Source organism: Pseudomonas sp. S3_C06, from assembly GCF_054667675.1.
Genome location: NZ_CP162747.1, coordinates 6147368 through 6166067, shown reverse-complemented (window position 1 = coordinate 6166067; position 18700 = coordinate 6147368). Strand labels below are relative to the sequence as shown.

Annotated in this window: 18 protein-coding genes and 4 tRNA genes; 5 read left to right on the top strand and 17 right to left on the bottom strand. The window is 57.9% G+C overall.

Annotation, left to right across the window (positions count from 1 at the left end; translation table 11 throughout):
- Nucleotides 1-25: 25 nt before the first annotated feature.
- Complete coding sequence (locus tag AB4N44_RS27335; protein ID WP_077571943.1) at nt 26-982, bottom strand: sugar ABC transporter substrate-binding protein; 957 nt, start codon at nt 980-982, stop codon at nt 26-28.
- A gap of 200 nt (nt 983-1182) precedes the next feature.
- Complete coding sequence (locus AB4N44_RS27330) at nt 1183-1632, bottom strand: hypothetical protein (protein WP_127926593.1); 450 nt, start codon at nt 1630-1632, stop codon at nt 1183-1185.
- A 349-nt stretch (nt 1633-1981) separates the two neighbouring features.
- Here AB4N44_RS27330 and AB4N44_RS27325 point away from each other — a divergent pair, with 349 nt between their 5' ends.
- From AB4N44_RS27325 to AB4N44_RS27315, 3 genes are all read left to right on the top strand, one after another.
- Nucleotides 1982-3070 (top strand): asparaginase, encoded by a 1089-nt coding sequence (locus AB4N44_RS27325; protein ID WP_460111299.1) that lies wholly within the window; start codon nt 1982-1984, stop codon nt 3068-3070.
- 197 nt (nt 3071-3267) lie between these two features.
- A complete protein-coding gene (locus AB4N44_RS27320) occupies nt 3268-3537 on the top strand; it encodes a DUF1654 domain-containing protein (protein ID WP_166219800.1) in 270 nt (89 codons plus the stop codon).
- Nucleotides 3538-3541: 4 nt separating this feature from the next.
- Complete coding sequence (locus AB4N44_RS27315) at nt 3542-4231, top strand: endonuclease (RefSeq protein ID WP_095111733.1); 690 nt, start codon at nt 3542-3544, stop codon at nt 4229-4231.
- A 53-nt stretch (nt 4232-4284) separates the two neighbouring features.
- Here the strand turns inward: AB4N44_RS27315 and AB4N44_RS27310 are convergent, their stop codons facing one another.
- Both AB4N44_RS27310 and AB4N44_RS27305 read right to left on the bottom strand, forming a co-directional pair.
- A complete protein-coding gene (locus AB4N44_RS27310) occupies nt 4285-5187 on the bottom strand; it encodes a siderophore-interacting protein (RefSeq protein WP_150751558.1) in 903 nt (300 codons plus the stop codon).
- A gap of 87 nt (nt 5188-5274) precedes the next feature.
- Entirely contained in the window at nt 5275-5640 is a 366-nt protein-coding gene (locus AB4N44_RS27305) for a sporulation protein (RefSeq protein WP_034152756.1), read from the bottom strand.
- A gap of 250 nt (nt 5641-5890) precedes the next feature.
- On the opposite strand from AB4N44_RS27305, the gene csrA reads away from it, so the two are divergent.
- Complete coding sequence (csrA, locus tag AB4N44_RS27300; RefSeq protein ID WP_003179932.1) at nt 5891-6085, top strand: carbon storage regulator CsrA; 195 nt, start codon at nt 5891-5893, stop codon at nt 6083-6085.
- A 227-nt stretch (nt 6086-6312) separates the two neighbouring features.
- Here csrA and AB4N44_RS27295 read toward each other — a convergent pair whose 3' ends face one another.
- The 4 genes from AB4N44_RS27295 to AB4N44_RS27280 all read right to left on the bottom strand — a co-directional run bounded on the left by AB4N44_RS27295 (nt 6313) and on the right by AB4N44_RS27280 (nt 8474).
- Nucleotides 6313-6768, bottom strand: a complete 456-nt coding sequence (locus tag AB4N44_RS27295) for a DUF2214 family protein (RefSeq protein ID WP_460111672.1) — start codon at nt 6766-6768, stop codon at nt 6313-6315.
- Nucleotides 6769-7290: 522 nt separating this feature from the next.
- Nucleotides 7291-7641 carry a hypothetical protein gene (locus AB4N44_RS27290; protein ID WP_150774001.1) on the bottom strand — a complete coding sequence of 117 codons (351 nt, stop codon included), beginning with the start codon at nt 7639-7641 and terminating at the stop codon, nt 7291-7293.
- 196 nt (nt 7642-7837) lie between these two features.
- Nucleotides 7838-8188 (bottom strand): Rap1a/Tai family immunity protein, encoded by a 351-nt coding sequence (locus tag AB4N44_RS27285; RefSeq protein ID WP_224790141.1) that lies wholly within the window; start codon nt 8186-8188, stop codon nt 7838-7840.
- A 209-nt stretch (nt 8189-8397) separates the two neighbouring features.
- Nucleotides 8398-8474 (bottom strand) — tRNA-Val (locus AB4N44_RS27280).
- 183 nt (nt 8475-8657) lie between these two features.
- On the opposite strand from AB4N44_RS27280, the gene AB4N44_RS27275 reads away from it, so the two are divergent.
- Nucleotides 8658-9941 (top strand): NAD(P)/FAD-dependent oxidoreductase, encoded by a 1284-nt coding sequence (locus AB4N44_RS27275; protein ID WP_127926589.1) that lies wholly within the window; start codon nt 8658-8660, stop codon nt 9939-9941.
- Nucleotides 9942-9988: 47 nt separating this feature from the next.
- Here AB4N44_RS27275 and AB4N44_RS27270 read toward each other — a convergent pair whose 3' ends face one another.
- The 9 genes from AB4N44_RS27270 to AB4N44_RS27230 all read right to left on the bottom strand — a co-directional run bounded on the left by AB4N44_RS27270 (nt 9989) and on the right by AB4N44_RS27230 (nt 18631).
- Entirely contained in the window at nt 9989-10960 is a 972-nt protein-coding gene (locus AB4N44_RS27270) for an XdhC family protein (protein ID WP_150751561.1), read from the bottom strand.
- Nucleotide 10961: 1 nt separating this feature from the next.
- Nucleotides 10962-12197 (bottom strand): c-type cytochrome, encoded by a 1236-nt coding sequence (locus AB4N44_RS27265; RefSeq protein ID WP_460111304.1) that lies wholly within the window; start codon nt 12195-12197, stop codon nt 10962-10964.
- A 2-nt stretch (nt 12198-12199) separates the two neighbouring features.
- Complete coding sequence (locus tag AB4N44_RS27260) at nt 12200-12739, bottom strand: (2Fe-2S)-binding protein (protein WP_122609025.1); 540 nt, start codon at nt 12737-12739, stop codon at nt 12200-12202.
- Complete coding sequence (locus AB4N44_RS27255) at nt 12732-15563, bottom strand: xanthine dehydrogenase family protein molybdopterin-binding subunit (protein WP_127926586.1); 2832 nt, start codon at nt 15561-15563, stop codon at nt 12732-12734. Before AB4N44_RS27255 ends, AB4N44_RS27260 begins: the two co-directional genes overlap by 8 nt.
- Before the next feature lie 487 nt (nt 15564-16050).
- A tRNA-Asp gene (locus tag AB4N44_RS27250) sits at nt 16051-16127 on the bottom strand.
- A 94-nt stretch (nt 16128-16221) separates the two neighbouring features.
- Nucleotides 16222-16298: transfer RNA gene (locus AB4N44_RS27245), tRNA-Asp, on the bottom strand.
- A gap of 55 nt (nt 16299-16353) precedes the next feature.
- Nucleotides 16354-16429, bottom strand: a tRNA-Val gene (locus AB4N44_RS27240).
- A 217-nt stretch (nt 16430-16646) separates the two neighbouring features.
- The gene (locus AB4N44_RS27235) at nt 16647-17423 is read right to left on the bottom strand and encodes an SDR family oxidoreductase (protein ID WP_077571931.1); all 777 of its coding nucleotides are present in this window, start codon (nt 17421-17423) and stop codon (nt 16647-16649) included.
- Complete coding sequence (locus AB4N44_RS27230; protein ID WP_460111306.1) at nt 17420-18631, bottom strand: O-succinylhomoserine sulfhydrylase; 1212 nt, start codon at nt 18629-18631, stop codon at nt 17420-17422. Before AB4N44_RS27230 ends, AB4N44_RS27235 begins: the two co-directional genes overlap by 4 nt.
- Nucleotides 18632-18700 lie beyond the last annotated feature (69 nt).

The following is an 18700-nucleotide window of genomic DNA, read 5'->3' as shown; positions in this document are numbered from 1 at the left end:
GAGCGCCGTTGTGTCGCCAGAAGACTTACTGGGTGACCAGTTCGACCGGTGTTTCGATCACGCCGTTGGCGCCGCTGTCGACTTTCTCGCCTTTGATGATTTTCAGCGCGGTTTCGATGCCGAACACAGCTTGCTTCGCAGCGAACTGGTCAGCAGTAGCCAGCACGCGGCCGTCTTTGAGCATTGGCTTGATGGCATTGATGTTGTCGTAACCGACGACTTGGACCTGACCGGCCTTGCCGGCAGCGCGCACGGCGGAGACCGCACCTACAGCCATGCTGTCGTTGCCGGCCAGCAGCGCTTTGACATCCGGGTATTCGCTGAGGATCGACGCGGCAACCTTGTTGCCCTTGTCGATTTCCCAGTCACCGGACTGCAGGGAAACGATCTTGATCTGTGCAGCGTCCATCGCATCCTTGAAGCCGGCGGTGCGCTGCTGGGCGTTGGTCGTCGTGGAGACGCCTTCAATGATGCCGACTTCATCACCGGCCTTGAGCTGCTTGGCCAGGTATTCACCGACCAGACGCGCACCTTTGCGGTTGTCCGGGCCTACGAAAGGCACGCTGATGTTTTTGCTTTTGACGATGGCCGGATCGAGCTGATTATCGATGTTGATCACGGTGATGCCGGCATCGACGGCTTTCTTGATCACCGGCACCATGGCCTTGGAATCGGAGGGTGCGATAACCAGTGCATTGACCTTGGCCAGGATCATCTGTTCGACGATGCGAGTCTGGCCGGCAGTGTCGGTTTCGTCCTTGATACCGTTGGAGATCAGGTCGAAATCGGCGGAGTGTTCTTTCTGGTAGGCCTTGGCGCCATCTTCCATGGTCAGGAAGAATTCGTTGGCCAGAGACTTCATGACCAGCGCGACTTTAGGTTTTTCGGCGGATTCGGCGAATGCCGAGGAGACAGGTAGTGCGGCGGCTGTGGCAGCCAGCATAGCGACAGCAAGAAGACGTCCAGCGAATGGCAGCTTCATGGGTTCACTCCGATCTTATGATTATTGTGAGCAACGTTTGCGCTGGCGTAAGCTACACCGGCTTTTCTGGCCGATACTGCGCCGAAAAAGCCGCGCAAACGTTTGCGTAGACCGAACTATGCGAATCCCGCCGACATTTGTCAACAATCAGAAATCGTCATTTGTTGTAGGGCGAATCGTCGGACTCGCCCCTTCGCTGCTTATGCCGTGGTGCTGACCAGGTTACCGCTGGTAGAACTCTTCGTCATTTCCTTGACCAGTGCACCGGCCACTTCTGCCATTGCAGCGCTGGTTTGCGCGATTTGCCCCTGAATGGACATCACCGCTTGCGATTTGGCCTCAGGCGTCGGATAGGTCTTGGCTTGTGCGGCCGCCAGTTGTTGTTGCTGCTCCTGAAGTTGCTTCTGCAGCTCCTGCATTCGCTTGAGCAACATCTTGACCGTGACGCTCAGGTTGTCGCCGCTTTCAGCCTTGCTGTCTTCTGGCGCGGCAGCTCCACCGGTTCTGACCTGGTTGCCTTGATCTTTCTCCGTACCCAGCGCCTCGGCAGAGGCGTCCGCCTCTGCCTCGCTCAATGCGTTGATCGTCGCTGCGGTTTTGCCGCCGATGGTGACTGCACCGGGATTTGAAAAACCGACCGTCAGTGACATGTGAACTCCCTACCTTTTAGTTTCCTTGAACACCCATCGGCCTGCGCGAAGCTTTCTTTAGCAGAAAACCCCAAACCGGCAACCCGAATCACTCGACAGAAGCAGTAGTCCTTTTCGGAGAGCCGAACGCGAAGGCGTCCATTGTTCGGAAACCCGGATAGAGGATGGTGCGCAGGATTTTCAAACTGAGAAAATCTTGATGCAAATCATCAGGTTAAACATTTTTCTAACGCAAAGTAGCGCTGGTACAGATCCTGCTCCCTTCATCGCATCCCAAGAATCCAGATCGGCTTGGGGTGCATCTAGATGAACCTGCATCAGCACCGTCTCACTACTAGAGAGAAAAATAATGAAATCTGCTTTCAATACTTTGGTTCCGGGCGCTTTGGCCCTCCTCCTGCTCCTGCCCACCGCCCTTCAGGCGAAAGAAGTCGAAACCCAGACCAAGCTCGCTAACGTTGTGGTACTTGCTACGGGCGGCACCATTGCCGGTGCTGGCGCGAGCGCCGCCAACAGCGCCACCTACCAGGCGGCCAAGGTGGGTGTCGAACAATTGATCGCCGGTATTCCCGAGCTGAGCAAACTGGCGAATGTGCGTGGCGAACAAGTCATGCAGATTGCCTCGGAAAGCATCACCAACGAAAACCTGCTGCAACTGGGTCGTCGTGTGGCCGAACTGGCTGACAGCAAAGACGTCGACGGCATCGTCATCACCCACGGCACCGACACCCTGGAAGAAACCGCTTACTTCCTCAACCTCGTGGAAAAAACCGACAAGCCGATCATCGTCGTCGGCTCGATGCGTCCGGGCACCGCCATGTCTGCAGACGGCATGCTCAACCTGTACAACGCCGTGGCCGTGGCCAGCAGCAAAGAAGCGCACGGCAAAGGCGTACTGGTGACCATGAATGATGAAATCCAGTCCGGTCGCGATGTCAGCAAAATGATCAACATCAAGACCGAAGCGTTCAAAAGCGCCTGGGGTCCATTGGGCATGGTGGTTGAAGGCAAATCCTACTGGTTCCGCTTGCCAGCCAAGCGTCACACCATGGATTCGGAATTCGACATCAAAAACATCAAGATCCTTCCTGACGTAGAAATCGCCTATTCCTACGGCAACGTCAGCGACACTGCCTACAAGGCTCTCGCACAGTCCGGTGCCAAGGCGATCATCCACGCCGGTACCGGTAACGGCTCGGTGTCCTCTCGCGTAGTCCCGGCCCTGCAAGCACTGCGCAAGGATGGCGTACAAATCATTCGCTCGTCCCACGTCAATGCTGGCGGCTTCGTTCTGCGTAACGCCGAACAGCCAGACGACAAGTACGACTGGGTTGTTGCACACGACCTGAACCCGCAAAAAGCACGCATCCTGGCGATGGTCGCCCTGACCAAAACCAATGACAGCAAAGAGCTGCAACGGATGTTCTGGGAATACTGATTGATCTTCGCCCGATCCATTCCTGATCGGGCACCCTGCACACCACTCGCTCTAGGGCGGGTGGTGTGTCACCTACAACGCTCTCGCATTTTTCCCACAAAAAAATCGACACGGCCTACACCAAAACAGGAAAAGCGCTGTCAGAGGATTTTCTTGAATTTTAAGCAGTTGCGAAAATGCTTACAGTTAAATACTGTATGCACGTACAGCTTAATAAGGATAACCTCGTGGCCACCTCCCCTGATGCTCCTGACGCTTACGAACGCATGGGTATGCGCGTTCAGAAAATCATCAATTCTCCCACTGCCCAAAAAGCCAAAGCCGCACTGATCTTCCGTCTGCCGGACGAACCGATGGATGAGTGGGAGCGCCTGCTCGAGGAAATCGACGAGAACGACAACGTCACCCTCGCCTATCGCGACGACGGTGGCGTGCAGATTTTTTGGGTTGTACCGAAGGAAGATTGATTCAATGAGTGTCCGCTGTTTTGCATTGCTGTTGCTGTTCATCACCATGGGGGCGCAGGCTGGCGCACCCCGCACATTTACCGAAGCCAAGAAGGTCGCCTGGAAGCTGTACGCACCACAGTCCACAGAGTTTTACTGCGGGTGCAAATACACCGGCAACAAGGTTGATCTCAAAGCCTGCGGTTATGTACCACGCAAGAACGCCAAACGTGCATCACGCATCGAATGGGAGCACATCGTGCCGGCCTGGCAATTCGGCCATCAGCGCCAATGCTGGCAGGAAGGCGGACGCAAGAACTGCACCCGTTACGACCCCAGCTATCAGAAGGCTGAAGCCGATCTGCATAACCTGGTGCCGAGCATTGGCGAGGTCAATGGCGATCGCAGCAACTTCAGCTACGGTTGGTTGCCAGTGCAATCCGGGCAGTACGGCTCATGTCTGACCCAGGTCGACTTCAAGGCGAAGAAGGTCATGCCTCGCCCGTCGATTCGCGGCATGATCGCCCGCACCTACTTCTACATGAGCAAGCAATACGGCTTGCGCCTATCGAAGCAGGATCGCCAATTGTATGAAGCGTGGGACAAGACTTACCCGGTGCAGGACTGGGAGCGTCAGCGCAATCAGAGCGTGGCGTGCGTGATGGGACGCGGCAATGAGTTTGTCGGTCCGGTGAACATGAAAGCCTGCGGCTGATCGACACTTAAAAGAAAAGGCCTCGAACGTCATGTCCGAGGCCTTTTTTGTGGCTAGCTGCCTGCCTTGTTGTAGCGCCAGTACCCCATCAGGTTGAGCGACTGCCGCGCGATCCCGCATTCTTTAATCAAGTACCTGCGCAGGCCCATCACCGCAGCGCTTTCTCCAGCGATCCAGCCATAGAAACCCTCACTGGCTGTCTCGGCTATTTCCCAAAGAATCTCTTTATCGATATCGACCTCGGCCAACTCGACAGCCTGGCCGATGGATGAGGCATGAATGGGCGAAACCGCTTTCTGTACCGCCGCCACCATCAACGTACCAGCACTGGCTTGGCCCCGGATCAGCCACTGCACCGTGAGCCCCGCCCAATCGGGAACCGGCAGCATATCTTCAGGACTGTCGACCTCGAAGAACGCCTGCGTCAGGGGCGGCTCGGCCATAGCAGCCAACTCATCAAGAATGCCCATGGCCGCAGGTAGCGCCGTGCCGTCGGCGACCAGCAGAACCTGCTTGAGGATCTGCGGCGGCTTCCATTCGAATCCTCCGGCGTCCCGTGCTGAAAAGCGGCGATCCGGGGCGAGAATCTGCATCGAATCACCGGGCTGCGCCCGAAGCGCCCAACGCGAAGCCGGCCCGGTTTCACCGTGCAGGACGAAATCAATGTCCACTTCGCCTTGTTCTGCACGCAAATGGCGAATGGTGTAAGTGCGCATGGCCGGACGTCGATCGGCAATCATTGCCTTGAAGCGGGCGTACCAACCTTCGCCCTGAGCAAGCCTGGCAGGCGAACCATCAGCCGCAGGAAAAAACAGTTTGACCCTTTGATCCGGCGCCCAAGTGGCCATTTCCTTAACGGCAGGACTGGCCAGCGTGATCCGCATCATGTGCGGGCTGAGTAAGGTTTTGCGATGCAGGATGACGTCGAACAGCTTGTAAGGATTGGCGGAGGCCATGCGGAGCTCCTTCGGAAAATCGTGACTGACTCGTATAAGACGAGCCACATCCGAGGTCCTTTAGGTCGCTCCGCTGAACTGCAGCAGTTACGGCGTGAGCGGGTGCTCAATCACCACCGATTCAATATTCTGCTTCTTGGCTTTCACCAGAGCGGCATCCACTTGTACTTTTCGGGCTTCAGCTTCGGCTTGCGAGCTGAAGGGACCAATCAGAATTCGCGCTTTGCCACTGCTGTCCTTGATCACCGTAGGCACGAAGGCGTGCTCAATCAACCAGCCGCTCAGGTCGCTGACAGCCTGCGGAGTTTCGCCGCGCACCTCGAGATCCCATTGTGGTGCAACCGCCGCCGGTGCCGTCACTGCGGCCGACTGTGGTTTCGGCGCGTCTACGTTCTTGCCTTCGCCACACCCTGCCAATACCAGTGCCGCGACTACCCAAACCAATTTGCGCACAACGCTTTCCTCGAAATTCTCAAAGCCGCGATCTTATCATTCATAAATACTTCGCGAGCCCCGCAAAATGGGCACAAAACAACGAGATTGATGGTTGCAGCCTCTGTATAGTTACGCCCTGGGAATTAATGCCGCTTCTGCGCGTCAGAAAGAGGCACCCAAACCGTGAGACTTCGCACTAATCTATACGTACCACCGACCTCTGCACTGTCTGAATCAGGTGCCCTACAAAGCAATCAAGGAGAAGACCATGCTGATACTCACCCGCAAAGTCGGTGAAAGCATAAACATCGGTGATGACATCACTATCACCATTCTGGGCGTAAGCGGCCAACAGGTTCGCATTGGTATCAACGCTCCGAAAAACGTTGCCGTTCACCGTGAAGAGATTTACCAACGTATTCAGGCTGGCCTGACCGCCCCGGACAAGCCACAAACTCCCTGAACCAATCGCAGTCAGTAGCCAGTCCGTTTACCTTGTGGAATGACTGGCTAGAGATTCACGCGCCGTATTGCCATCCGCTCCCCACTCCGCTGGGCACGGCGCCTGACGCACCAAATCCAATTCCGATTCCACTACATCCCCCCACTATCTCCTTGCCGCCCGATACTACCTGCCATCCCCGAGACTGGCTGTCGGACGTTTCCGATAGCGCGCAGAGAATTCGCCCTCTAACCGAATGTCACGCCTCGCGCCATGCCCGTGGCCGCAACCACCATCAGCACCAAAAGCAACGCCTCCACATGACTGATTCGCGCGTACAGCTTCGCGCGCCCGGTATCGATTGCTGCGCCACGTGCGGACGCGATCCGCCACTTGATCAACGTGATCATCGGGGCGAGCTCGACAATCAGTATCAGCACAAACAGCGTCATCTTCAGATGAAACAGTGGCTGATGAAGGTAATAGTCAGTGCCCTTTTCAAAGCCACCAAACGCCCGCATTCCACCTGTCACCAGCAGAATCAACGCAGAAATACCCCATAGATTATCGGCGAGCAAAACGCGCCTTGCCTCACCTGCGCCAGCAGCAAGGCGGCTGAATGCCGTCCCTCGAGTCAGAACCGCCCAAAAGCCCAGGGCAAAAGCCAGTAGATGAATAGCTGCAAGAAACCAATGAACCAGCATCGATACACCCCCATCAAGATGAGTTGAAAATCGGCCAGTCAGTAGTAGTCGAAAAAGCAGGGATTTGCTTTCGGCGCAATCGCCGGGCGCGATGACGCATTGCGAGGAGAATTGAAACAGCAGATGCCAAATCGCAGGCAAAAAAAATCCCAAGCAGCTGATGGAAGCTTGGGATTTAAAAATGCATAAACCGTGGTGGTGAACGCGGGGCGGATGTTACTTAATTCCACCAACAGTAACAACGTTTTTTTGATAACCGGTTGGTTAGTAACAGTCGTAACCTGTTCAATATCCACACTTTTTTAAAGGTCGCTGGCGACGAACGGGCGAATCGTCAGCTAACTGCCCGGCTCGACGATGCAGCAACTCGATCATGATGGGCGCACAACGAAGACATGCGCGCGCAATTCAGCAAGGACCGCAAAACGATGAAGTACCACTCACAGTGGATCAGCATCCCTCGCCATAACCTGCGCAGCGATAGATCCGTAAACCATCCAAGACTCTCAATTGCTGATACAGCTAGACATCAAATTGGTGCCGATAAGCGTCAACGTGCGCTGGAAAAATTTCACCATAGTCCGGGTACTCGATACCTAGAACGGTGATCTCTATTACATCCGGCCCACAATCAGCCGAGTAGTCTGCAATGGACACGCCGGAGGCACGAATCTGCTGCCCTTCCACAATGTGTACAGCAAAGTTGAAGTGTCTCTGGTCTCGCTGAGTAGAGGCTCTGATTTGCTGCTGGAAGCTGGAGTAGTCAGGACTTGGTACAAACACACCAAAAGCAACCCCCATAGGCGGATCGCCAAGCTCGAGATCGGACCACCCGATACGTTGCCCATTACTGAAAATCTCGAATCGCAACATGAGCTACCTAAGTGAATTTCTCGAAAGGTAACTCAGATACCTCAGCCTTCAGCGGCGGGAGGATATTGTGCTGTAGCTGAAGTCGGGCGTTGACCTCGAGCAGCACACCATCAAGGGATTACCCGAGAAGTCGAAAAATCATAGCCGCCCCGGTCTACATGAAAGTGACTGCGGATTGGAAACTGCGGCGCCGCCGTTATCTACAGGGATATGAAGAGCGGAGCGCCAGCATCGTGACGCTCTCAACTAAGGACGTCAATTTTTCAGGATGATCATCAAGGTAGTTAACGACTGAGCGAACTCCAGCCTGCTCTGTGTAATCCTCAGGCAGGCACACCCTAAGACGGCCGTCCTTTAATTCGCTGCCAAGAATTTGCAGGGTGCCGCGGACACCTCGTACGACTCCCACGCAGTAGCCCATGGCTCCTGCATCATAGCTAGCCTCCGTCGGCTTACCATCCCAGTAGTTTAGGAGTCCTTTGCAAGACTTTAAAAATTTCACCCCATCCCCACTATCGTCGGCATATACCGTACCGCTTGCCTGCATAGCCGCTAGTACTATCCCTACTGCCATCCATGTCTTCATTGATAATGCCTGGATTGATAATCTTGCGATGTTATCGGAGGCCCCTGACCAGACCCGAATTAGCTGTTCTGAGATGGGGGTTTTGCAAACGTTTTACAAATCGCAGACAACAAAAAAGGGCCCACCTTTCGGTGAGCCCTTCCAGACCGCCCAGCAGAGCGGATTTTGTTTGGTAGGCGCGATTGGACTCGAACCAACGACCCCCACCATGTCAAGGTGGTGCTCTAACCAACTGAGCTACGTGCCTGCTGTGAGGCGGCATTCTACGGAATTCCGGAGGGGTGTCAACACCTTTTTTTCACCTAACCCTATGAATATGCAAAATATTTAATTTCGGGGCTCCGACGAAGATTTTCCGGTGGCTGGCGGAGGTTTTTCAACTCGGGTAGGATCGACGCACTCGTAAAATATATTAAACAGAGGCTGCAGGATGGCGAACACCCCTTACCCAGAGTCTTATTACGCTGCGTCGGCCAATGCCGTACCGCCCCGCCCTGCCTTGCAGGATGATGTGGAGACGGACGTCTGTGTGATCGGCGCCGGGTATACCGGATTGTCCTCTGCCCTGTTTCTGCTGGAAAACGGTTTTCGCGTCACCGTGCTGGAAGCGGCCAAGGTCGGTTTCGGCGCTTCGGGGCGCAATGGCGGGCAGATCGTTAACAGCTATAGCCGCGACATCGACGTGATCGAGCGCAGCGTCGGCCCCAAGCAAGCGCAGCTACTCGGACATATGGCGTTCGAGGGTGGCCGGATCATTCGCGAGCGTGTGGCCAAGTACAACATCCAGTGCGATCTGAAGGACGGCGGCGTATTCGCAGCCCTTACCGCCAAGCAGATGGGCCATCTGGAATCGCAGAAACGCCTCTGGGAGCGCTTCGGCCATACACAACTCGAATTGCTCGACCAACGCCGTATTCGCGAAGTGGTGGCATGCGATCAATACGTCGGTGGCATGCTCGACATGAGCGGCGGGCATATTCATCCGCTGAACCTCGCGCTCGGCGAAGCGGCTGCGATTGAATCCCTCGGCGGTACTATCTATGAACAGTCACCCGCCGTGCGCATCGAGCGCGGTGCCAATCCGGTGGTGCATACGCCGCAAGGCAAGGTCAGGGCCAAGTTCATCATCGTCGCCGGCAATGCCTATCTCGGCAACCTGGTACCGGAACTGGCGGCCAAATCGATGCCATGCGGCACGCAAGTGATCACCACCGAACCGCTGGGAGACGAGCTGGCGAAAGCGCTGCTGCCGCAGGACTACTGCGTTGAAGACTGCAACTACCTGCTCGACTACTACCGTCTCACGGGTGACAAGCGCCTGATCTTCGGCGGTGGCGTGGTGTATGGCGCGCGCGATCCAGCCAATATCGAAGCGATCATCCGCCCGAAAATGCTCAAGGCGTTCCCCCAGCTCAAGGATGTGAAGATTGACTACGCCTGGACCGGAAATTTCCTGCTGACCCTGTCGCGCTTGCCACAGGTTGGGCGCCTGGGCGACAACATTTATTACTCGCAAGGCTGCAGCGGCCATGGCGTGACCTACACGCATTTGGCAGGCAAAGTCCTCGCCGAAGCGTTGCGCGGTCAGGCTGAGCGCTTCGATGCGTTTGCCGACTTGCCGCACTACCCGTTCCCCGGCGGGCAACTGTTACGCACGCCGTTTGCTGCCTTGGGCGCTTGGTATTACGGCTTACGCGACAAATTCGGGATGTAAAAAAGGGCCGCTGAACAGCGGCCCTTTTTATTCAACACTGAACGGTTTCAGAGCTGATCCCGAGCAATCCCGCTACGGATGCGCAGGATATCCGCCAGCACCGCCAGGGCGATTTCCGCCGGCGTCTTGCTGCCAAGATTAAGACCAATCGGCGCATGAATCCGCGCCAGCTCAGCCTCCCCCAAGCCGCCAATCCGACGTAACCGCTCGAAACGCTTCTGCGATGTTTGCAGCGACCCCATTACGCCAATGTAGAACGCTTCTGTGCGCACCGCCTCCATCATTGCCAGATCGTCGATACGAGGATCATGCGTCAGCGCGACGACCGCCGTATCACGATGACAACCACCGTCAGCAATAAACACCGACGGCAATTGCCGACGAATCTCAACGCCACCCAGCACCACGCCTTCCAGCACTTCATCGCGAGGATCACAGAGAATCACTTCAAACCCGAGGCCGACGGCAAATTCGGCACACGCCTGCGCCACGCTGGAATAGCCGGCGAGCAACAAACGCTGCGCCGCGCCAACGCGAATCCGCACCCGATCAATCTCGCGCTCGATCCGCGCACCCTGCTCGCAATCAGCGAACAGAGTGCGCGCACCGCTGGCCAGATCAACCTCGCGAATCAAGCGACGCTGACCAAGCAGCGCCGACTCCAATTCGCGCAGATGCGCCTGCACCTCGCAGCCAGCGTCAAATTTCTCTACCAGCACATCGAGAATGCCGCCACAGGGCAGACTGACCCGCGAGCGCGGATCATCGCCTTCGCCGTAACGCACGACATTGACTGCATCGAGAAACGCCCCCTCGGCAACGCGTTCGAGAAAATCCTCTTCAACGCAGCCACCCGACAGCGAGCCGATCCACTGTCCGCCGTCATTCACCGCCAGCAGCGAACCCGGCGCACGCGGTGCCGAACCGTAGGTGGTCAGCACGGTGCAGAGCCAGATGCGCTGCCCCGCCACCGACCACTCCAGCGCTCGCCGCACCACTTGTAGATCGAGATGCTGCATGTCAGTGCGCCTTGTGCTCGATGGACGGTGCGTCGGCTTGCAGTTTCTGCACGTCGCTCACCGCCAGTTCAGCCGACTGACCGCCCCAACCTTGACGCAAGTAGTTGAGCAGGTCGGTCAGTTGTTCAGGCTTGAGCTTGTCGGCGAAACCCGGCATCGGTTGCATGCGCTCGAAACCGGAGAACTTCTGCTCGCCGATACCATCCTCGATCACCCGCAACAGGTTGCGCGGGTCTTCCAGACGCAACGTGGTGTTGCCGCGCATGGCCACCGCAATGTGCGGCTTGCCTTCGCCACCGACCGCATGACAACCGGCGCAGACGTTCAGGTATTCCTGCTGGCCGCGCTGGGCACTGGCGCTGAGTTTCTCCACCGGCACTTCAACCAGCGCTTTGGCTGCCGGCGGTTTGTCGCCGAGCAGGAACGTCGCCATCGCCGCCAGATCCGTATCGCTCAGGCCTTGGGTGCTGTTATGGAACACCGGGAACATCTCGTTGAACATCGTCCCCTGCGCACTCATGCCGTGCTTGAGGAACGTGCCCAGATCCTGCTCGTTCCAGCCGCGAGCGGCCAGATCCGTGGCCAGCAGGCTCGGCGCCAGATAACCATTGAGGATGCCGCCCGTGAGGCGCTTGTCCAGTTGCATCGCACCGGGCAGACCGCGCGGAGTGTGGCATTCGCCGCAGTGACCGAGCACTTCGACCATGTACTGGCCACGCTTCCAGGCTTCGCTTTTGCCTTCGGCCGGCTCCAGCTTCAGCGCTTTGCCGTACATCATGTTCCAGCCAATCAGACCCGGACGTACGTTGAACGGAAAGCTCAGGCTGGTGACCGGAGCTGCGCGCTCGATCGGCTCGATGGTTTTCAGGTACGCATGAATCGCATCCGAATCTGCACGCGGCATCAAGTGATACGAGGTGTACGGCATCGCCGGATACAGGTTCGCGCCATCGCGACGCTTGCCTTCGGTCAGTGCAGCGAAGAACTCGTCATCGTTGTACAGACCGATGCCGTGCTCCTTGCTCGGCGTAATGTTGGTGCCGTAGATCGTGCCGAACGGCGACACAATCGGCAGGCCACCAGCAAATGGTGCGCCGCCCGCTGCCGTGTGGCAGGCCATGCAGTCAGCGGCTCGAGCGAGATACTCGCCGCGCTTGACCTGATCATCGGCATGGGCAAACAACACCGGCGCAGCGAGGCCGACCGCCAGGGTCAGGCGGGTCAGAAAAAGCTTCATGCTTAACCCTCCTTGACCAGGCCGAGATCGGTCAGCACGTTGCGGGTGGCGTTGTAATAACGCACGTACCCGGTGCAACGGCAGACGTGGTGGCCGAGGCTGTCCTCGATGACTTGTTCGAGCTTGCTTTGTACGGTCGGCTGGCGCTGCAGCTTTTCGACCAGCACGGTCGCGGCGTTGACGAAGCCCGGCGCGCAGTAGCTGCACTGGAAAGCGAACTCGTCGACAAAGCGCTGCTGGATCGGGTTCAGCTCGGTGACCTGGCCCGCCTCGTCGCGCTTGGCATGCGATTCGATGGTGCGGACTTTCTTGCCCTCGAAATAATGCGCGCCAGTGATGCAGGTGCGCACCTCTTCGCTGGTCCCGTCCGGGTTATCGACGATCACCACGCAGGCGTGGCAGATGCCCTGGCCACAGCCCAGACGCGAACCGGTGAGGTTTTTGTATTCGTGCAGGTAGTCGATCATCGGCAGGTCATCAGGGATGTCCACCGGGCCGACGGATTGACCATTGAGGGTCAGTTGAAGCGGACGGTTAGCCATTGAGGGCCTCCTTGATGCGCGCAGCAGTGATTGGCAGATCGCGAACACGTTTACCGATGGCGTGCGCCACGGCGTTACCGATGGCACCGACAATCGGGATCATCACCACTTCGGCGATGCCTTTCGACGGATCGCTTGGCGACAGCGGCGGCAGAATCTCCGCAGTCTGCTTCCACACGGCAACGTGACGCGCCATCGGCAGACGGTAACGGTTGAAGTTCCAGTCACCCTCCCCCGGCCCGCCTTCATACAGCGGCATCTCTTCCATCAAGGCGTGGCCGATGCCCATGGCGATACCGCCTTCGAGCTGACCCTTGACCAGCTCTTCGACCAGCACACGACCGCACTCGACCCACGAGTGGTGATTGAGCACTTCGACTTCTGCCGAACCTTTGTTGACCTTCAGTTCGACCAACGTGGCGACCGGGCTGTAGTAAGTCACCGCGGCGTTGTTCAACTGGACAACCGGGTAATTGATGTTCTGGCGATCCAACAGGTGGAAACCGGACGTGGTCATCAACGCTTTCTTCGCTTTCGGCGCGCCGTCACCGTATTTCACGGCGAGACCATCGAGCGGCAGACGCTCGCGCACACCGTCGATGCTGTATTCGGCTTCAGCCCAGCTCCAGCGGTTGAACGCATGAACGGTGGCGCCGGTCACCAGGCCACGCTCGTGAGCGTGTTTGGCCAGCTCTTCGAAGCTCAACGGCTGCATGCCGTTGGCGGTAAGTTTGCCGTCAACCCAATGCGCATCTTCGCGACGTACAACGTAAGGGTTGGCTTGACCGCCGTAAGGACCCTGACGCCAGATTTCCATGGCCGCCGGCCACAAACCGTTGTTGAACAGCACGCGCGCCGCTTCACGGGTGGCGTGGCTGAAGTAGTAAGCCGAGTTGGTCGCCGACGAGGCCGAGGCCAATTTGCCAACCCAACGCGGGTTGCGCAGCAGGTTGTCCTGCTCGGTCTGGCTCATGATGTAAGGGTTGCCGCTGGTGATCAGCTGCATTTCCTTCCATTCGGTTTCACCGGTCTTCACTTCGTGCGCCGGGCTGCCGAGGAAATCGGCCACGACCAGGGCTTGCGAAGTGGACATTCCGGTGCCGATTTCGATGCCGATGTGGCGCAGGGTGATGCGACCGTCGGCGGTGAATTCGATGCTGGCCATCGGCGCTTCGGAACCGGTGCCGAAGTCTTTCTGGCAGATGGCGAAACCGACGCCGTACCAGTTGTCCGGGTCGGCGGCTTCGCGTTGCTTCTTGATCGCGTCGCGGTTTTTCCAGACTTCGTGCACCGAGGCCTTGTCGAGAATTTCATGCAGGCGCAAAGCACCAGCGGGGATCGCACCCTGGGTGTTTTTCATGCCCGAACGCAGGGCGTTCTTGCGACGCAGGTCAATCGCATCGACACCGAGGCGATTGGCGATTTCGTCGACCATCATCTCGGTCGCCGCCATGCTTTGCAGAGTGCCGTAGCCACGCATCGAACCGGCCTCAACGCCACGCGAGTGGTAGGCGGTGACTTGCAGATCGTTCTGCGGCATGTAGTAGATCGACTGCGCGGCCGTGGCGCCAACCGCCGCTACAGATGGGCTGTAGTTGATGCGACCACCACCGTCGACGCTCATTTCCGCGCGGAAAATTTTGAAGGTGTAGTCGTTCTTGTCCACCGCCAGTTGGTAGCGAATGTCGAACGGGTGACGCTTGATGCCGCTCTGAAATTGTTCGTAGCGGTCGTTGGCCAGACGCACTGGCACGCCGGCGCCATACAGCGCAGCAAGGGCTGCGTAGTAAACGAAGATGTTGTGGTCTTTGGAGCCGTAACCGACGGTATAACCCGGGTGCATGTTCAGGTTGTCGAGACCGAAGCGCGACGGCGCGATCATTTTCGCGGTCTCGGTCGCCGCTTCCAACGGGCACTGGGTGGCCACCACGAAGTGCAGGGTTTTGGTTTTCGGGTCGTACCAGCCGTTGCCGTTGTCCGGCTCCATCGCGGCCGGTTCGATCGACGGGGTCTTGTAGCGCTCGTCGAACACCAGCCAGTTGTTCGGCGGTGTATCGATCTCTTTCTTCATGCGATCGGCGTAGAACAGGCCGCGCTCGGTCAGGTTGCCGTGCAGGTTCGGCTGGGAATTCCACACCGGACGACGGTTTTTCAGCATCGGGAACAGGATCGAGTCCTTGAGGCTGGCGAACTCATCTTCGTCTGCCGAGGTCGCGCCGCCCACACGTACGTAGCGGAAGCTGCCATAGGGGTCGCCTTCGTAGAACGGCACTTGGGCACCGTAACGAATCGCCTTGTCATTGAATTTGAGTTTGTTCTTGGCCTGACGGAAACGCTCGAAGTCGTTCCAGATCAGGATCGCCACAGGATGACCGATGAACATCGGCACCTTGCCTTCCGGCAGCAGTGGGTCCGGCGCGTGCTCTTCCGGGAAGACAATGCCGTCCTTGTCCAGATCCGCGGCGGTGACGATGCGGTCCGGCTGCAAATCGGCGCCGAGCCACGACAGGTCGTAACCGGCGTAGATGCGGTCAGCCTTGATGGTTTTCAGCAGCATGGCGTGGCCTTGCTGTTCAGGCCAGCCCGGCATGTCCTTGGAGCGGATGTCGCGGGCAAAGACTTTGCTGCCGCAGACCTTGGACAGTGCGTCGTTACGCTGACGCGCCTTGCCGTTATTGCCGAGCCATTTCTCGGACGGCACGGTGACGCTGTTTTCCATCAAGGCAGCCAGCGCCTGACTGCTGAGCGGCGTGAGCGTGACGCTCACACCCGCCACCAGCCCGCCCTGGAGGAACGAGCGCCGGGATATATCACGGTTGGACATGGATCATCCTCTGGGCGGTTATGTGTCCGCCCTTCTGGTTATCTACTGGGGAATCTCGAGTCTTGCAGAAGCCCTCTTTGGCGAAACAAAGGGCGTGTTGACAGTGCAAAGCTGACCGAAAGGTTAACTTTAAAGGTTTCTGCGCTCGCAGCAAACAACCAGTTACAAAAATTTGAATAAAGAATCAAAAAATCAATGCGACGTGGCACCGCAGCAGGCGGGTAGACACTTGTAGGAGTGAGCCCGCTCGCGATGGCGGAGTGTCAGTCACCAGCAGCATGGCTGAACTGACGCCATCGCGAGCAGGCTCACTCCTACAGGGATTTGTGTTGGCTTCAGGAGTGGGGGCAGGCGAAAAAGAGAGGAAATGTCAAATTCCAGACACAAAAAACCCCGGTCTTTCGACCAGGGTCTTTGCTATCGATTCCGAATCAACCAAAGGTTGCTTTCGGTGCGTCAAGGCGTTCAGTGGTCCTTGAAGCAGATATGGCGCAGCGGACGGGACTCGAACCCGCGACCCCCGGCGTGACAGGCCGGTATTCTAACCGACTGAACTACCGCTGCGTATCGCTTTGAGCTTGCGCTCAAGTAACTCGTTTTGACTGCAAGCTTCGGTGCTTTGCAATCGCGAACCAGACAACGTCTGACTCGTAAAATATGGCGCAGCGGACGGGACTCGAACCCGCGACCCCCGGCGTGACAGGCCGGTATTCTAACCGACTGAACTACCGCTGCGCGTCGGTGCAGGCACTTTCAGCCTACGCTCTTGCTTACGCAAGTATCTCGGGAGTGGTGGGTGATGACGGGATCGAACCGCCGACATTCTGCTTGTAAGGCAGACGCTCTCCCAGCTGAGCTAATCACCCGTTTGCATCTCCGAGGCCGCGAAATTTACGCAGGTAGCGAACCTAAGTCAATAGCAGGATTGAAGTTTTTCTAAAAAAGACGAAATTGTTTCCATCCTGCAAAACCGCTTTCGCGAGCGAGCCCGCTCCCACAGGGGGTATGCATTCCAAATGTGGGAGCGAGCCTGCTCGCGAAGGCGTCAGTTCATTCAACGCAAATTCAGTAGAAAAAGGCGATCTACTCGCTATAGATCATCTTTTTCGTCATACCGCCATCGACGACGAATTCCTGCCCGGTGACAAACCCGGCATTCCTCGACAGCAACCAGGCAACCATGGCCGCGACGTCTTCAACTGTCCCTACCCTGCCCGCTGGATGCTGAGCATGATCGGCATCGGCCAAAGGCTCGGCTCGACGCGCAGATGGATCGCGCGCATCGATCCAGCCCGGACTGACCGCGTTGACGCGAATCTCCGGCCCCAGGCTGATCGCCAGCGCATGCGTCAGCGCCAGCAAGCCACCCTTGCTCGCCGCATAGGCCTCAGAGTCCGCCTCCGACTGCCGCGCTCGGGTCGAGGCCAGATTGACGATCGAACCGTTGTGCGCGCGCAGATAAGGCGCACAGTGCTTGGCCAACAGCATCGGTCCGCTGAGATTCACCGCCAGCACGCGATTCCAATAAGCCAGATCGAGACTTTCCAGGGTGATGTTGTGCGGGTCAGCCACCGCCGCGTTGCACACCAGCGCATCGAGACGACCAAACTGCCCCAGCACTTCAGCAACACCGAGCGCTACCTGGCCCTCATCGGCAACATCCATCGCGATGAACCAGGCGTTTTCGCCCAGCACCTTCGCCACTTTCGAACCGCGCGCACGATCCAGATCCGTCAGCACCACCTGCCAGCCTTCGCTGATCAGCCACGCCGCAATCCCCAGACCGATACCACGCGCGGCCCCCGTGACCAGCGCAACGCGGCCATGGGTACCGGCTTTCGGGGTCGACAATTCGATCACAACGCTGCCAGACCGCGCGCCAGATCGGCTTGCAGATCCGCGACATCTTCCAGACCGACCGCGATGCGAATCAGACTGTCACGAATGCCCGCCGCTTCCCGCTCCTGCGGCGCCAGACGGCCGTGAGACGTGGTGCTCGGGTGCGTGATGGTGGTTTTGCTGTCACCGAGGTTGGCAGTGATCGAAATCAACCGGGTGGCATCGATAAAGCGCCAGGCGCCCTCTTTGCCGCCCTTGACTTCAAAGCTTACGACCGCGCCGAAGCCCTTCTGCTGACGCTGGGCCAGTTCGTGCTGCGGATGGCTCTTGAGACCGGCGTAATGGACTTTCTCGATGCCGTCCTGCTGCTCCAGCCATTCGGCCAGCTCCTGCGCGTTGGCGCAGTGGGCCTTCATCCGCAGGTTCAGGGTTTCCAGGCCTTTGAGGAAGATCCACGCATTGAACGGGCTCAAGGTCGGCCCGGCGGTGCGCAGGAAGCCGACGATCTCTTTCATCTGTTCGCTGCGACCGGCTACCACACCGCCCATGCAACGGCCCTGGCCGTCGATGAACTTGGTCGCCGAGTGCACGACGATGTCCGCCCCCATTTTCAGCGGCTGTTGCAACGCCGGAGTGCAGAAGCAGTTGTCGACTACCAGCATCGCGCCTTTGGCGTGAGCGATTTCCGCCAGTGCGGCGATGTCGACCAGCTCAGCCAGAGGGTTGGATGGCGATTCGACGAAGAGCAGTTTGGTGTTCGGTTTGATCGCCGCATCCCAGGCTGACAGGTCAGCCAAAGGCACATAATCGACTTCCACACCGAAACGCTTGAAGTACTTCTCGAACAGGCTGATGGTCGAACCGAACACACTGCGCGAAACCAGCACGTGATCGCCGGCGCTGCACAGACTCATCACCACCGCCATGATCGCGGCCATGCCGGTTGCAGTCGCAACAGCCTGCTCGGCGCTTTCCAGCGCGGTGATGCGCTCTTCGAACGCGCGCACGGTCGGGTTGGTGTAACGCGAGTAAACGTTGCCCGGCACTTCACCGGCAAACCGCGCGGCTGCGTCGGCAGCGGTGCGGAACACGTAGCTGGAGGTGAAGAACATCGGATCACCGTGCTCGCCTTCCGGCGTACGGTGCTGACCGGCACGTACGGCCAGGGTATCGAACGCTACGCCTTCAAGGTCGCTGTCCAGCCGACCGGCATCCCATTCCTGACTCATGCTGTCACTCCTTGCCCTGTTCGCGAAAATTGAAAGTCAGATACAAAACCGGCCCCTCAGGGCCGGTGA

Coding starts and splice junctions, on each gene's coding strand:
- AB4N44_RS27320 (WP_166219800.1), top strand. CDS start 3,268: ATGCACGTACAGCTTAATAAGGATAACCTCGTGGCCACCTCCCCTGAT.
- csrA (WP_003179932.1), top strand. CDS start 5,891: ATGCTGATACTCACCCGCAAAGTCGGTGAAAGCATAAACATCGGTGAT.
- AB4N44_RS27270 (WP_150751561.1), bottom strand. CDS start 10,960: ATGCAGCATCTCGATCTACAAGTGGTGCGGCGAGCGCTGGAGTGGTCG.
- AB4N44_RS27275 (WP_127926589.1), top strand. CDS start 8,658: ATGGCGAACACCCCTTACCCAGAGTCTTATTACGCTGCGTCGGCCAAT.
- AB4N44_RS27310 (WP_150751558.1), bottom strand. CDS start 5,187: ATGGCCTCCGCCAATCCTTACAAGCTGTTCGACGTCATCCTGCATCGC.
- AB4N44_RS27230 (WP_460111306.1), bottom strand. CDS start 18,631: ATGAGTCAGGAATGGGATGCCGGTCGGCTGGACAGCGACCTTGAAGGC.
- AB4N44_RS27295 (WP_460111672.1), bottom strand. CDS start 6,768: ATGCTGGTTCATTGGTTTCTTGCAGCTATTCATCTACTGGCTTTTGCC.
- AB4N44_RS27330 (WP_127926593.1), bottom strand. CDS start 1,632: ATGTCACTGACGGTCGGTTTTTCAAATCCCGGTGCAGTCACCATCGGC.
- AB4N44_RS27335 (WP_077571943.1), bottom strand. CDS start 982: ATGAAGCTGCCATTCGCTGGACGTCTTCTTGCTGTCGCTATGCTGGCT.
- AB4N44_RS27285 (WP_224790141.1), bottom strand. CDS start 8,188: ATGCAGGCAAGCGGTACGGTATATGCCGACGATAGTGGGGATGGGGTG.
- AB4N44_RS27315 (WP_095111733.1), top strand. CDS start 3,542: ATGAGTGTCCGCTGTTTTGCATTGCTGTTGCTGTTCATCACCATGGGG.
- AB4N44_RS27265 (WP_460111304.1), bottom strand. CDS start 12,197: ATGAAGCTTTTTCTGACCCGCCTGACCCTGGCGGTCGGCCTCGCTGCG.
- AB4N44_RS27325 (WP_460111299.1), top strand. CDS start 1,982: ATGAAATCTGCTTTCAATACTTTGGTTCCGGGCGCTTTGGCCCTCCTC.
- AB4N44_RS27255 (WP_127926586.1), bottom strand. CDS start 15,563: ATGTCCAACCGTGATATATCCCGGCGCTCGTTCCTCCAGGGCGGGCTG.
- AB4N44_RS27290 (WP_150774001.1), bottom strand. CDS start 7,641: ATGTTGCGATTCGAGATTTTCAGTAATGGGCAACGTATCGGGTGGTCC.
- AB4N44_RS27260 (WP_122609025.1), bottom strand. CDS start 12,739: ATGGCTAACCGTCCGCTTCAACTGACCCTCAATGGTCAATCCGTCGGC.